Origin of the sequence: Bacillus sp. H1a, assembly GCF_000633475.1 — a bacterium.
GTDB classification, from domain to species: domain Bacteria; phylum Bacillota; class Bacilli; order Bacillales; family Bacillaceae_G; genus Bacillus_A; species Bacillus_A paramycoides.
In genome coordinates this window covers 117,217-131,146 of the sequence record NZ_AYMH01000001.1, presented here as the reverse complement: position 1 = coordinate 131,146, position 13,930 = coordinate 117,217, and the positions used below count along the sequence as shown (strand labels likewise).

At 36.7% G+C, this 13,930-nt stretch carries 14 protein-coding genes; 5 read left to right on the top strand and 9 right to left on the bottom strand.

Annotated features, from left to right (window positions below):
• The first annotated feature begins 52 nt into the window (after positions 1-52).
• Positions 53-2,104: a PBP1A family penicillin-binding protein gene (locus U860_RS0100620; RefSeq protein ID WP_025147014.1), complete on the top strand. Its 2,052-nt coding sequence runs from the start codon at positions 53-55 to the stop codon at positions 2,102-2,104.
• Positions 2,105-2,136: 32 nt separating this feature from the next.
• On the opposite strand, the gene U860_RS0100615 is transcribed toward U860_RS0100620, so the two are convergent.
• Positions 2,137-2,646, bottom strand: coding sequence for a YwhD family protein (locus tag U860_RS0100615; RefSeq protein WP_025147013.1), 510 nt, complete (start codon positions 2,644-2,646; stop codon positions 2,137-2,139).
• A 25-nt stretch (positions 2,647-2,671) separates the two neighbouring features.
• Positions 2,672-3,346 (bottom strand): site-2 protease family protein, encoded by a 675-nt coding sequence (locus U860_RS0100610; protein ID WP_002174409.1) that lies wholly within the window; start codon positions 3,344-3,346, stop codon positions 2,672-2,674.
• Between the two features lie 112 nt (positions 3,347-3,458).
• Between U860_RS0100610 and U860_RS0100605 the strand changes: the two genes are divergently transcribed.
• Positions 3,459-3,644 carry a 2-hydroxymuconate tautomerase gene (locus U860_RS0100605; protein WP_001147171.1) on the top strand — a complete coding sequence of 62 codons (186 nt, stop codon included), beginning with the start codon at positions 3,459-3,461 and terminating at the stop codon, positions 3,642-3,644.
• 38 nt (positions 3,645-3,682) lie between these two features.
• On the opposite strand, the gene U860_RS0100600 is transcribed toward U860_RS0100605, so the two are convergent.
• From U860_RS0100600 to U860_RS0100575, 6 genes are all read right to left on the bottom strand, one after another.
• A complete protein-coding gene (locus U860_RS0100600) occupies positions 3,683-4,987 on the bottom strand; it encodes an HD domain-containing protein (protein ID WP_025147012.1) in 1,305 nt (434 codons plus the stop codon).
• 145 nt (positions 4,988-5,132) lie between these two features.
• Positions 5,133-6,071 carry an ABC transporter substrate-binding protein gene (locus tag U860_RS0100595; RefSeq protein WP_002174411.1) on the bottom strand — a complete coding sequence of 313 codons (939 nt, stop codon included), beginning with the start codon at positions 6,069-6,071 and terminating at the stop codon, positions 5,133-5,135.
• 202 nt (positions 6,072-6,273) lie between these two features.
• The gene (locus U860_RS0100590) at positions 6,274-7,086 is read right to left on the bottom strand and encodes an ABC transporter ATP-binding protein (RefSeq protein ID WP_002174412.1); all 813 of its coding nucleotides are present in this window, start codon (positions 7,084-7,086) and stop codon (positions 6,274-6,276) included.
• A 15-nt stretch (positions 7,087-7,101) separates the two neighbouring features.
• Positions 7,102-8,118, bottom strand: a complete 1,017-nt coding sequence (locus U860_RS0100585; protein WP_001260763.1) for an iron ABC transporter permease — start codon at positions 8,116-8,118, stop codon at positions 7,102-7,104.
• Entirely contained in the window at positions 8,115-9,170 is a 1,056-nt protein-coding gene (locus U860_RS0100580; RefSeq protein WP_002174413.1) for an iron ABC transporter permease, read from the bottom strand. The genes U860_RS0100585 and U860_RS0100580 overlap by 4 nt, the downstream gene beginning before the upstream one ends.
• 234 nt (positions 9,171-9,404) lie before the next feature.
• Positions 9,405-9,629 (bottom strand): DUF1450 domain-containing protein, encoded by a 225-nt coding sequence (locus U860_RS0100575; protein WP_002174414.1) that lies wholly within the window; start codon positions 9,627-9,629, stop codon positions 9,405-9,407.
• Positions 9,630-9,918: 289 nt separating this feature from the next.
• Here U860_RS0100575 and U860_RS0100570 point away from each other — a divergent pair, with 289 nt between their 5' ends.
• Positions 9,919-10,611, top strand: a complete 693-nt coding sequence (locus U860_RS0100570; protein WP_025147011.1) for an RsfA family transcriptional regulator — start codon at positions 9,919-9,921, stop codon at positions 10,609-10,611.
• 168 nt (positions 10,612-10,779) lie between these two features.
• Positions 10,780-11,625, top strand: a complete 846-nt coding sequence (locus U860_RS0100565; protein ID WP_025147010.1) for a biotin/lipoate A/B protein ligase family protein — start codon at positions 10,780-10,782, stop codon at positions 11,623-11,625.
• Positions 11,626-11,829: 204 nt separating this feature from the next.
• Here U860_RS0100565 and pta read toward each other — a convergent pair whose 3' ends face one another.
• Positions 11,830-12,801, bottom strand: coding sequence for a phosphate acetyltransferase (gene pta, locus U860_RS0100560; protein WP_000067215.1), 972 nt, complete (start codon positions 12,799-12,801; stop codon positions 11,830-11,832).
• A gap of 278 nt (positions 12,802-13,079) precedes the next feature.
• Between pta and hemQ the strand changes: the two genes are divergently transcribed.
• Positions 13,080-13,823, top strand: a complete 744-nt coding sequence (gene hemQ / locus U860_RS0100555; RefSeq protein ID WP_025147009.1) for a hydrogen peroxide-dependent heme synthase — start codon at positions 13,080-13,082, stop codon at positions 13,821-13,823.
• Positions 13,824-13,930 lie beyond the last annotated feature (107 nt).

Genomic DNA, 13,930 nt, shown 5'->3' with positions numbered 1-13,930 from the left:
AAACCCTCAATACTAATACCATAATGCTTGTATTAATGAGGGGCTGAAAAAGATGGATCAAACTATGAATCCAAAACTTAAAAAATATAAACGTCTTTTCTTCACCATAATGTTCTCTTGTGTTCTTTTTTTCGTTTTTTCCTTTTTCATTATCATTATAGCTGCAAAAATCATGGGACCTCCCCCTGTTGCGGTTCCACAAACAAGTGTCTTTTACGCTAACGATGACACTGTTATAGGACAAAGTAATGAAATGCAAAAACGCTATAATGTATCTCTCGATGAAATTTCTCCTTATGTAAAAGAGGCGACACTCTCTATTGAAGACCAACGATTTTACAAGCACCATGGCTTTGATATGAGGCGCATTGCCGGTGCCATTATTGCTGATTTAAAAGCAATGGCAAAAGTACAAGGTGCTAGTACTATTACACAACAGTATGCTCGTAATCTTTACTTAGATCATGATAAGACGTGGAAACGCAAACTATTAGAAGCAATGTATACCATTCGTCTTGAAGTAAACTATAATAAAAATCATATTTTAGAAGGATATTTAAATACAATTTATTATGGGCACGGCGCTTACGGAATCGAAGCTGCGTCTCGTCTGTATTTCGATAAAACGGCAAAAAAATTAACATTAGCAGAAGCTAGCATGCTAGCAGGTATTCCGAAAGGACCCAGCGTTTACTCTCCTTTTTTAAAAGAAGAACGTGCTAAAGGGCGTCAATCTCTCATACTAGATGAAATGGTAGAACAAGGATATATTACAAAACAGCAAGCAGCCTCGGCAAAAAAGGAAACTCTTACATTTTCCTCATTGGATACGAAAAAAGTAGCAGAGATTGCACCTTATTTCCAAGATGCTGTACAAGCTTCTCTTCTTCGTGATATCGGATTAGATGAGCAAGCCTTACAGCGAGGTGGCTTGCGTATTTATACAACTCTAGACCCTAAATTACAAACTGTAGCAGAGCAAGCTGTAAAAGATCATATACCTGAAACAACAAACATACAAACTGCCCTCGTCTCCATGAATCCAAAAACTGGTGAAGTGGCTGCCCTTGTTGGTGGAACTGATTATAATACGAGTCAATTTAACAGGGCTACACAGGCCGCTCGTCAGCCTGGTTCTACATTCAAGCCATTCCTATATTATGCGGCCTTAGAACGAGGATTCACCCCTGCTACACGCTTAAAAAGCGAATACACTGTATTCACTTTAGGTGATGGTGTATCAAAGTATAAACCGAAAAACTATAAAGATTATTATGCAGATGATTTTGTAACGATGGCACAGGCTCTCGCAGTCTCTGATAACGTATATGCTGTGAAAACCAATTTATTTTTAGGAGAAGACACACTCGCAAAAACGGCGAAGCAATTCGGAATTACAAGTGCATTAAAAGACGTTCCTTCTCTTGCTCTCGGTACATCTCCTGTAAAACCAATTGAAATGGTGAATGCTTATAGCATGTTCGCAAACGGTGGAAAAGAAGTAAAACCTATTTTTATTCGCCGCATTATGGATCATGAAGGGAATATGTTATACGATGCTCATTTGGAGAGTAAGCAAGTTCTCGATAAGAGCAAAGCTTTTGTGATGGAAGAAATGATGACAGGTATGTTTAATAAAAAACTAAGCAGTTATGCCGCTGTAACCGGTCAATCAATGTTATCAAAACTATCAAGAACATATGCTGGAAAGTCTGGTTCTACCGAAACTGATAGTTGGATGATTGGATTTACCCCCCAACTCGTAACTGGTGTATGGGTTGGATACGATCAACCTAAATCAATTTCAAACCCAGCAGAACAAGGATATGCGAAAAAAATATGGACCGATACGATGGAAAAAGGCTTAGATGGACAGCCTAAAAAGGATTTTAAACGACCAAGTGATGTCGTAGCAGTCGACGTTAACCCTGAAAACGGCAAAATCGCTACAAAAAACTGTCCAATTTCTGTAAAAATGTATTTCGCAAAAGGTACAGAGCCGACTGAATATTGTATGGATCACGTTGATGATAAAGAAGAGTTTGAAAAGGCTAGTGAAGAAAAGACTAAAGCAAGTTGGTGGAAGAAATATCTCCCGTGGTAAAAAAATAGCTGACGGAAATCCGTCAGCTATTTTTATTCACCTAATAATGCGTGACGCAATTCTTCACTAGATTCGTTCCAAATTGCTTCGTTATGCTCTTTTAAAAATGCACCAAGTACTTTTTTAGATGATTCATCCATATGGTCAACCATAATGTGACGCTTTAATGATTTATCCATTTTGTTTACATGCTCTGGAAGTGATTTATATCCGCGGCGAATTTCACGGTCTACTGTCATTTCACAAGCTGTTACACCTGCATAATAAGCACCGGTTGCCGTTCTTTCAATCGTTACCCAAACAAGCCAAAATGGTTTTCCGTTTGGAACTTCATCTTTATTTGTTAAAAACTTAATTCCTTTTTCTACTGTGCTACGCGCATGCATCGCACCAATATCAACGAACGCAGTTTTTTCTAATACATCAACAAATACAGGAGAAATATTTTCTAGACTTAATGCTCCAACTCCAAACCCACCATGTCCATCTGTTGAGTCATTCTTTACAATATTAAAACCAATCTTTTTCTTTTTCTCTGTCATATGTAACTTCCTCCTCGCTTAATGATTATAAAAGCCCGAAAATAGGCGCAATGATATTTTGTAAAAATACTAATACATACGGAATAACAACATTGAAAATAGGCTGAATTGTGTAATTGCTAAGCGGTGTAATAACAAGAATTAACAAAGCAATTGATCCATACTTTTCATACTGTGTCATTTTTGCACGCACATTTGCTGGTGCTAAATCTTCAACAACGCGATATCCATCAAGTGGTGGAATCGGTAATAAGTTAAATACAAGTAAAACAATATTAAGCATAATAAAAATTTGGAAAAATTGAGCTAACGTATCTGCTACTGCAAATGGAATGGAATCTAATACTCCAAATGTTAATAAGCTATACCAAATAATTAAACCTATTGCACTTAAAATTAAATTACTTATCGGTCCTGCAATAGAAACTAATATTCCAGCAAGACGTGGTCTTTTGAAATTATACGGGTTAACAGGCACTGGTCTTGCCCAACCGAATCCAAGAATTAATACAGCAATCATCCCGATAGGATCTAAGTGAGCCATCGGCGATAATGTTAACCGTCCCTGTTTCTTTGCTGTATCATCTCCAAATTTATATGCAACATACGCATGTGCAAATTCATGCACAGATAGCGCAATAATAATTGCCATTGCTACCAATGGAATTTGGTGCAACGGGTATCTAAATAACTGATCCATACTTCATCTCCTCTTCCATATGTCAAAAAAAGAAAATATTTGTTTTTTCGATTGTTCTTCCTCATAATCCGCTATAATAAGAGTGTAACTTACATAAAAGGAGCGATTGTACATGCCATACGTAACAGTGAAAATGCTAGAAGGACGCACAGAAGAACAAAAGAAAGCTCTTGCTGAGAAAGTAACCGCAGCAGTAAGCGAAACAACTGGTGCTCCTGAAGAAAACATCGTTGTTTTCATCGAAGAAATGTCTAAAAACCATTATGCAGTTGGTGGAAAACGCTTAAGCGACAAATAATTTCAAGTTTTTCATAAGAAGCAGCCATTAGCTGCTTCTTATTTTTTTCCTTCTAACAACTCGATAATTCTTTCTTTATATTTTCCTTTTCTTCCATCTTCATAGATTAAATCATGCGGATAAAATAACTTTTGATCCGTTCTCTTCTTACCCGTAATCGCCTCAACAATATCCGATTCACGTGAAAGCTCTCTAAGTTCCCCGTTAGGCATAAGGAGTAAGATTGGCAGACGCTCTTCTTCTTCTCCTGCGCGGTAAAAGTCATACGGTAAATCCGATGTTGAATCAACAACTAAATAATACTCTGGATCTAATCCAATCTTTTTAAATAAGCTACTTAGCTCCATCCAATTATCTAAACCGTGCTTATCCGTAAACTCTACATACTTAAATAGATTTCGATTCATAAATCGGCGGCATAAATCACTTAAAATTGGATCTTCTTCGTCTTGCCATACTTGGAAGTAATAATACATAACGTTCTCGTCTAGCTTTAAATAATCCTCTACTGTTACCTCTTCTTCAAATAAAGAGTAGAAATGAACAGGATGATATTTAAAAGTATAGTACTTCTCATGCAATGATTTAGCTCGATGTAAAATCTTCGTTAAAATAACTTCTGCACTACGCGTTACCGGATGGAAATATACTTGCCAATACATTTGATAACGGCTCATAATATAATGCTCTACAGCATGCATACCACTATTTTTAATGACTACTTGATTCCCATATGGACGCATGACACGCAGTATACGTTCCATATCAAAGTTGCCATACTTTACACCTGTGAAATAAGCATCTCTTAATAAATAATCCATACGATCAGCATCAATTTGGCTTGAAATCATACTAATCGCTAGTTTATTAGTAGATGTTTTCGCAATTACATCTGCTACCTTTTGTGGAAACTCCTTATCAACACGGCTTAACACATCATTAATTTCCGTATCGCCAACGATAACCTTTTGCGTAAATTTCTCATGATCTAACGAAAATACTTTTTCAAACGAGTGAGAAAATGGGCCGTGGCCGACATCATGAAGTAATGCCGCACATAAACATAATAATCTATCTTCAGCATTCCAATTTGGTCTGCCATCAAACACATCATCAATCATACGACGAATAATTTCATATACACCTAACGAATGAGTAAAGCGACTATGCTCTGCACCGTGAAATGTAAAAAATGTCGTTCCAAGCTGCTTAATACGGCGCAAGCGTTGAAATTCTTTCGTTCCGATTAAATCCCAAATAACACGATCACGCACGTGCACATATTTATGTACTGGGTCTTTAAACACTTTTGTTTCGCTGAGTTTGTCGTTTAAATATACCACCTTCCGACATCCCCCTTTCTTTACTGCATTCTTACTATATATTATAAACGATATAGGAAACAGAAAGAAATGAAAGACTATATTAATTCCTTGTATATAAAGAAAAATCACTTTTACCGAAGTAAAAGTGATTTCTTTTTGTATATTATTTTCCTAAAACAAACTCAGCAACTTCGTCTAAGATCATTTCTTTACCTAGTGGGAAGTATCCTTTGTTTAGGTCTTCATTGCTAATTGTGAATACGTGATTGTTTTTAACAGCGTTCATGTTTTTCCAAATTGATTCTTCCTGGAATTCTTTTAGACGCTGAGAACCGTCACCAGTTGTAAATACGAATAAGTAATCTGGGTTGTAATCGATTAAAGCTTCTTTTTGTACTTGTACTAGCGGTTTATCAGTTGGTGTACCTTTAACTGCTGGTAATTTTAAGTCATTAAAGATTACGCTACCGTAACCGTAGTCACCGTATACGCGGAATGCATTTGGATATGCAGCCATTTTCATGAATGTTGCATCGCCAGTTTTTGCGATGATTTTGTCATGTAATTTGCTTGCTTTTTCATCATACTGCTTGAACCATTCTTTTGTTTCTTTCTCTTTACCGAAGATTTGACCTACTTCTTCGAATTTTGGACGCCATTGGTCTAATGGAGTTTTTAACATAACTGTTGGTGCAATTTTAGATAATTGATCGTAGATCTTTTCTTGACGATTGTTTACAAGAATCAAATCTGGTTTTGCAGCAGCTACTGCCTCGATGTTAATTTTATCGCCCCAAGCAGAACCAACTGGTTTTACACCTTCTAATTTCTTCGCGATATGTCCATCAATTTTTTCTTGTGTTGTATTTGCAGTAATAATCGGTTTCATACCGAAAATTAATAATTCTTCTGTTGAACCACTAAGGTCAGCGATTTTCTTTGGATTTGCAGGAATTTTAATTTCCCCTTTTGCATGTTGTACAGTGCGCTCTTCAGTCTTCGCATCTGCTTTCTTTTCTTCTTTGTTAGAAGAACAAGCCGCAAATAGTACAGAAGTAACAACTAGTACCATTGCTAATAGTGCCGTTTTAAATTTCTTCATATTCCCACTCCTTCTAGCTGTATTTCTCTTATAATTTGCATTTAACTATAAGAAACAAAAACAACATTTAATTAATATATTTTTATTAATTGTTGTTTATAGCCCATTCTAATGGGCGTTCAACTTCCCATTCATCAATAAGAAGCTCAACGTCCATTAGAATCCCCCCTCTTACCTCTTTAAGAGGGGGACATTCTATTAATTATGCTTTTTTACGCAATTGATTACTAATCATCGTTAAATCGTATGTTAAACAAATTGGTTTACAGTTTACTGGACATGGAACGATTTGCGCTTCAATCTCAAATACATTACGAAGCGTTTCACTTGTCATAACTTCATCTGGTGTTCCTTGTTTCATTAACTTCCCAGCTTTTAATGCAATCATATGATCAGAGAAACGAGAAGCATGATTTAAATCGTGAATGACCATAACAATCGTTCTGCCTTCTTCTTGGTTTAACTTCTTCAGTAAGTTTAATACTTCAAGTTGATGAGCCATATCTAAGTATGTTGTTGGTTCATCTAACACGAGTAAATCTGTTCCTTGTGCAAGAGCCATCGCAATCCATACACGTTGACGCTGACCACCTGATAAAGCTTCTGCTGGACGATTTGCGAATTCTGTCATTCCCGTCACTTCAAGTGCCCAATGAATGTAGCGATAATCCTCTTCTTTCAATGTTCCAAATCCTTTTTGATGAGGAAAACGTCCATATGAAACAAGTTCAAACACAGTAAGGCCCGTTGGCACTTCTGCAGTTTGTGGTAAGATCGCCATTTTCTTTGCGATTTCTTTTGTTGGCTGTTTCTCAATTGCTTTTCCATCAAGATAAACAGTACCTCGTTTTGCTTTCAAAATACGAGAAGCCGTTTTTAATAATGTGGATTTCCCACAACCATTTGGTCCAATAATCGTTGTAATTTTCCCTTCCGGAATTTCAACTGTTAATCCATCTATAATTAACCCTTCATTATAGCCAACAGATACCGAATCAACTGCTAAAGTTGCCATACAAAAAGCCTCCCTTTATTTTGTCCTCATAAGTAAATATATGAAATATGGTGCGCCAATTACAGAAATAACAAGACCGACCGGTATTTCTGAAGTTGGTAACACACTTCTTGAAATTACATCTGCAAATAAAAGCAAGAACGTTCCTATTAATGCAGCTGTTGGTAACATAATTTGATGTTTACCACCAACGAGGCGTCTCGCTAAATGCGGAGCCATTAAACCGATAAAGCCGATTCCGCCCGCAACAGCAACAGATGCGCCAGCTAAACAAACTGCAATAAATAATAATTTACGTCTTTCCTTTTCTACGTTTACGCCAAGACCAACTGCTGTAGAGTCACCTAAATTCATTACATTTAATATGTGCGCTTTACTAATGGCAAGTGGTAAGAAAATAACCATCCACGGAAGTACACTTAGTACGAATTTCCAATCTGTACCCCACAGACTTCCCGCTAGCCAAATCGTGGCAAAGCGGAAATCGTTAGATGTCATCTTCATAGAGAAAATTAAACTAACAGCACCAAATCCCGCTGCAACTGCGATACCTACAAGTATTAATCGAGTCGATGAAACGCCATCTTTCCATGCAAGTAAATAAATAATAACCGCTGCTAATATCGCTCCAACTAGCGCGAAAAATGGAAGGATAAATACAGATAAAAGTGTACCAGTTCCAACTTTTCCAAAGAAAAAGTAGACGAATACAACAACTGTTAATCCCGCTCCAGCGTTAATACCTATAATACCTGGATCAGCGAGTGGATTTCGTGATAACCCTTGCAAAATCGCTCCTGACATAGCTAATGCAGAACCAACTAATATAGCAATAACCATACGTGGCATACGAAATTCAAATAAAATAACAGACTGATCTTCTGCACCTAATCCAACTAATGACTTTAATACATCCATTGGAGGTATTTTAAATGTTCCTGTATTTAAGCTTACTAAAAATACAGCAACGATTAATCCTACTAAAATCGTTAAAATTGAAACATTCTTTTTTGTTAAAACACTCGTCCTCACATTTTTCCTCTCCCTTCGTTACGTGCTAAGTAGAGGAAGAATGGAACCCCAATTAGCGCTGTAATTGCTCCAATTGGGGTTTCAAATGGTGGATTAATAATACGAGATAACATATCTGCACATTCAATTAACAATCCACCTAAGACCGCAGAACACGGGATAACCCATCTATAGTCTGAGCCTACAAGGAAACGAGTCATATGCGGAATTACAAGTCCAACGAATCCAACCGATCCTGCCATAGAAACTGCAGAACCTGTTAATACAAGAACAAGTACTGTTCCGATAAATTTAATTAATGTCGTATTTTGACCAAGTCCAATCGCGATTTCTTCACCAAAGCTTAAAATGGTAATATATCTCGACATCATAATTGCAATAATGAGACAAACTAGACCAATCGGCACTAACATATTAATACTTTGCCATTTCACACCAGCAACACCGCCTGCATTCCACATACTCACCTCTTGGGCAAGGTTGAAATACAGCGCAATTCCAGATGAAATTGCCCCTAATAAAGCACTAATCGCTGCACCAGCTAAAGCTAATTTTACAGGCGTTAATCCACCTGGTGAAGAAGACCCAATACCATATACAATGCTCGCACCAAACGCAGCTCCAATAAAAGATGCGATAACAAACATTAAATAAGGTGAATTAGGGAAGAATGCATACATAATTGCAATCCCAAATACAGCGCCATCTGTAATCCCCATTAAAGATGGTGATGCAAGTGGGTTTCGTGTCATACCTTGCATAATTGCTCCTGATACCGCTAAAAAGGCACCCGCAACTACGCCTCCTATTGCTCTAGGCATGCGAAGTTCTCGAATTACGTTATGATGCGTCAACGACCCGTCAAACTGAAAAACAGCTTGCCATACGGTCTTTAAACTAATATCTGCTGCACCAAACGAAATAGAAACCGCCATACTTAAAGCTAACAAAATTGTACCCGCTACTAAAATAATAGAAGCGATGAGCGGTCTGCTCTTAATCTCTTTAATATTTACATCTTGTTGCTCTATACTCCTTGCACTCGCTTCCATCCCTCAACCATCCTAACCAACAACATATATTTAATAAAATGAAATTTATTCTCAAATAACAATAAAAAAATTAGGTGAATTGGCCTTACTTTGATAATGATTATCAGAATCACATCTTCTATTCTACCTATCGCTCCAAAAGGCTGTCAACCATTATTTTGAAATACGAACTCATACAAAGCACTATCTTATGGGCATAAAAAAAGAAGAGTAATCGGTTCACTCTTCTTTTTCTTACTTATTTAACTTTGTTTCAATTTTTGTAATTAATTCATCTTCTGTTGGCGCTGCAACCGGACGATTATTTACAAATGCGAATGATTTCTTACGACCAGGTCCGCAGTAAGACTGACATCCAACTTCAATCGTTGCACATGAATCTACTTTTTTTAACTTCGGAATTAGCGTTTTAACGTTCGTCGCCTGACAATCATCACACACACGAAATTCGTTTCCCATTATATATAACACTTCCTCTATTTTAAACTTTTCACAAGTACATTTAAAAATAAACACTAAATGGTATTTTACCGCTCTTTGAAGCTTGTTGCAAGTCTCTGGGCATAGCTCTATTCCTATATAAAGCTACATACTTTTTATATTTTCTCCTTCAAAAGCTCCCATCATTCATAGCAAAATTTCTTCTCTTCATTGAAATCTACCATATTTTTAAAAGCTTTGTATAAAAGCTCATTTTTTTGCCCATTATAAAAATAGGAAGTTCATAAAAAGAAAGGGAGTTGAATCTATGAAAGTAAGACAAGATGCTTGGACAGACGAGGACGATTTATTACTTGCTGAAACGGTACTTCGCCATGTTCGAGAAGGAAGTACTCAATTAAATGCATTTGAAGAAGTAGGAGATCAGTTAAATCGCACATCAGCTGCTTGTGGTTTTCGCTGGAATGCTGTTGTTCGCTATAGCTACGAACAAGCTCTTCAACTAGCAAAAAAACATCGTAAAGATAAAATGCGTGCTGCGAGCGGTGAACAAGCAAAAAAACGTTTACTTTATACACCACCAGCTTCAGAAGCGGTAAATGATTATGAAGAACTAGTACCATACGAAACAGCTGTTCAATATAAAGAAACTATTCCGTATCAAGAACCGACTGTTCCTGCTTCAAAAAGCTCAATAACAATGCAAGATGTTATTTACTTTTTACAAACAGTTGGATCTTCAAATATAAAAGTAACAGCTCTTGAAAACGAGAATACGAGATTGAAACAAGAAATAAAAGCGCAAGTGCTACGAAATGAAGAACTAGAAAAGAAACTAGAAAAATTAGAAAAGCAATCTCATACTGTACAAGAAGATTACGAAACACTTATGAATATTATGAACCGAGCTCGCAAATTGGCAGTAATGGATGATGAGGAACGCTCACAAACATCTTTCCGAATGGATCGAAACGGTAATTTAGAAAAAATCGCAGAATAAAAAGGATGCATATGTGCATCCTTTTTTATTTCACTTCAACTATGTGTGCTTCTTCGAATTTAGAATCCCCCTTTATCATTCTTAGCCAAGAAGATTCCTTTCAAAAACCTTCTTCCTTCTTTTTTGCTATAATAGAGATTGTCATTTTAAAGATAAGGGGTTAGTTATATGAGCAATTCCCGTTCGATTTTATCTCAGCCAGAGTGGCGTATTGTGGATCAGTCTAGTTTAGGGCCAACATTCCATGCATTGCAGTCATTCGCAATGGATGACACATTATGCACAAGTATTGGAAATGGCGAATCAGCTGCAACAATGCGCTCTTGGGTTCATCACAATACAATTGTTCTAGGCATTCAAGATTCACGCCTACCACATTTAGAAGAAGGTATTTCCTTTTTAAAACAAAACGACTTTAATGTTATCGTTCGTAATTCTGGTGGACTTGCGGTCGTACTTGATGAAGGTGTTTTAAACGTATCACTTTTATTCCAAGAAACAGAAAAAGGTATTGATATTGATCTTGGGTACGATACGATGTGGCATTTAATTAAGGAAATGTTAAACGATTACGATGTTACTATCGAGGCAAAAGAAATTGTTGGTTCTTACTGTCCTGGTAGCTACGATTTAAGTATTCGTAATCAAAAATTCGCTGGTATTTCACAACGCCGTATTCGCGGTGGCGTTGCTGTACAAATTTACCTATGTGCTACAGGAAGCGGTTCTGAGCGTGCCGCACTCGTTCGTGATTTTTACAACGTAGCAATTCAAGGAGAAGAAACGCGATTTACGTACCCTGAAATTGTGCCGAGCACGATGGCTTCACTATCTGAATTACTTGGCGAAACAATTACAGTGCAAGATTTAATGATGCGTCTTTTAAAAACGTTGCAGCAATTCGCTCCAAAGTTAACACCATCTCAGCTAACATTAGATGAAATTCCTTTATACGAGACGAATTTACAACGTATTATTGATCGTAACAATAAGGCACTTGGCTTAGAAAAATAGAAACCGTCGCTATAATAGCGGCGGTTTCTATTTTTTATATAAATGCTCTTATTTCTTAACCACAACGAATTGTTTATCTTCTAAGAAAAATGTATCCCCTAATAATTTAAAACTACTTAATTCTTTAATAAAAACAAAAATGACCATCCTATTCCGTTATACACGAAATAGGATGGTCATTTTTCATATCAATTCGTTATAGAATTAAAGTGCTTGAGCCGCTGTAATTAAAGCTAACTTGTACACTTCTTCTTCGTTACATCCACGAGATAGGTCGTTTACAGGCATGTTTAAACCTTGTAAGATTGGGCCTACTGCTTCGAAGTTACCTAAGCGTTGAGCGATTTTGTAGCCGATATTACCAGCTTCTAAGCTTGGGAATACGAATACGTTAGCATCACCTTTAATTGTAGAACCTGGAGCCTTTTTCTCAGCCACAGATGGTACGAATGCAGCATCGAATTGGAATTCTCCATCTAAAGTTAATTCAGGAGCCATTTCTTTTGCAATGCGAGTTGCTTCTACAACTTTTTCTGTTTCTGGAGATTTCGCAGAACCTTTTGTAGAGAAGCTTAACATAGCAACGCGTGGATCAATACCGAATAGTTCAGCAGTTTTCGCACTTTCGATACCAATTTCAGCTAAATCTTGGCTATTTGGTGCGATGTTAATTGCGCAATCAGCGAATACATACTTCTCTTCTTCACGTACCATAATGAATACGCCAGAAGTTTTTGTAACGCCTGGTTTTGTTTTAATAATTTGAAGTGCTGGACGAACTGTATCAGCTGTAGAGTGAGCTGCACCACTTACTAAACCGTGTGCTTTGCCCATGTATACAAGCATTGTACCGAAATAGTTTTCGTCTTTAAGGATTTTGCGAGCGTCTTCTTCTGTTGCTTTACCTTTACGGCGTTCAACGAAAGATGCTACCATTGCATCCATTTCTTCATATGTAGCTGGATCGTAAATATCAACGCCTGCTAATGTTAAGTTCATGCTAGCAGCTTTTGCGCTAATTTCTTCTTTATTACCAACTAAAATTGGTTTTACTAGTTCTTCTTTTGCTAAACGCTCTGCAGCGCCTAAAATTCTTTCATCAGTTCCTTCAGGAAGTACGATAGAAATGCCTTTTCCTTGAACTTTTTCTTTTACTGTTGTAAATAAATTGCTCACGAATAAACCCTCCTACAAATGTTAAAAAACTCTACCTTTAAGAATACTTCTTTTCATCTATATTTTAAACTTATAGCCCCCAAAAAATAGATAAAATAAAAATAATTATATTTTCATAAAATTCAGCCTAGAAATAAAGCCTACTTAAGCCTTATTTTCTCCCGTTTTTCATTACATATAAATGTGACAATTTTATGCGCCGAAGCTTTATATAGATGATTTTAAACCTATATATGCTATAGTTAACGTGTAAAATATCATTAACTGAGGTGAATAGAATGAGTGAAGCAACAACAACGTTAGATGGCTGGTATTGTTTACATGATTTACGTTCTATTGATTGGGCAGCATGGAAAACATTATCTAGCGACGAACGCGGACAAGCAGTGTCTGAATTTTTAAATGTCGTTGAAAAATGGAACGAAGTAGCTACTGCAAAAAAAGGTAGCCATGCAATGTATACAGTTGTTGGTCAAAAAGCAGATATTATGCTTATGATCTTACGTCCAACAATGGAAGAGTTAAATGAAATTGAGACAGAATTAAATAAAACAACATTAGCTGAATATATGGTTCCTGCATATTCTTACGTATCTGTTGTTGAACTAAGCAACTACCTTCCAGCTGATGAAGATCCATACCAAAACCCACAAATCTTAGCTCGCTTATATCCTGAATTACCGAAAGCAAATCACATTTGTTTCTATCCAATGGACAAGCGTCGCCAAGGTAATGACAACTGGTACATGCTTCCTATGGAAGAACGTAAGAAACTTATGTACAGTCATAGTAAAATCGGTCGCCAGTACGCAGGTAAAGTACGCCAAGTTATTTCAGGCTCAGTCGGATTCGACGATTTTGAGTGGGGCGTAACATTATTCGCTGACGATGTTCTTCAATTTAAGAAACTTATATATGAAATGCGCTTCGATGAAGTAAGTGCCCGCTACGGTGAATTTGGTACATTCTTTGTCGGAAACATTTTACCAGACGAAAAAGTAGCGAAATTTTTACACGTATAATATCGAAAAAGGAACGAAATTCGTTCCTTTTTTTCATATCTAATATATTTCTCCCGAAAATCCCCTTTTTTCATCAATTATCAGCAAAAATAGACATATTTTTTTCG

Excerpts from the sequence above, each read along its gene's own strand:
- U860_RS0100580 (WP_002174413.1), bottom strand. The coding sequence starts at position 9,170 with ATGGAAGCGAGTGCAAGGAGTATAGAGCAACAAGATGTAAATATTAAA.
- U860_RS0100565 (WP_025147010.1), top strand. The coding sequence starts at position 10,780 with ATGAGCAATTCCCGTTCGATTTTATCTCAGCCAGAGTGGCGTATTGTG.
- U860_RS0100620 (WP_025147014.1), top strand. The coding sequence starts at position 53 with ATGGATCAAACTATGAATCCAAAACTTAAAAAATATAAACGTCTTTTC.
- U860_RS0100570 (WP_025147011.1), top strand. The coding sequence starts at position 9,919 with ATGAAAGTAAGACAAGATGCTTGGACAGACGAGGACGATTTATTACTT.
- U860_RS0100590 (WP_002174412.1), bottom strand. The coding sequence starts at position 7,086 with ATGGCAACTTTAGCAGTTGATTCGGTATCTGTTGGCTATAATGAAGGG.
- U860_RS0100615 (WP_025147013.1), bottom strand. The coding sequence starts at position 2,646 with ATGACAGAGAAAAAGAAAAAGATTGGTTTTAATATTGTAAAGAATGAC.
- U860_RS0100575 (WP_002174414.1), bottom strand. The coding sequence starts at position 9,629 with ATGGGAAACGAATTTCGTGTGTGTGATGATTGTCAGGCGACGAACGTT.
- U860_RS0100610 (WP_002174409.1), bottom strand. The coding sequence starts at position 3,346 with ATGGATCAGTTATTTAGATACCCGTTGCACCAAATTCCATTGGTAGCA.
- U860_RS0100605 (WP_001147171.1), top strand. The coding sequence starts at position 3,459 with ATGCCATACGTAACAGTGAAAATGCTAGAAGGACGCACAGAAGAACAA.
- U860_RS0100595 (WP_002174411.1), bottom strand. The coding sequence starts at position 6,071 with ATGAAGAAATTTAAAACGGCACTATTAGCAATGGTACTAGTTGTTACT.
- hemQ (WP_025147009.1), top strand. The coding sequence starts at position 13,080 with ATGAGTGAAGCAACAACAACGTTAGATGGCTGGTATTGTTTACATGAT.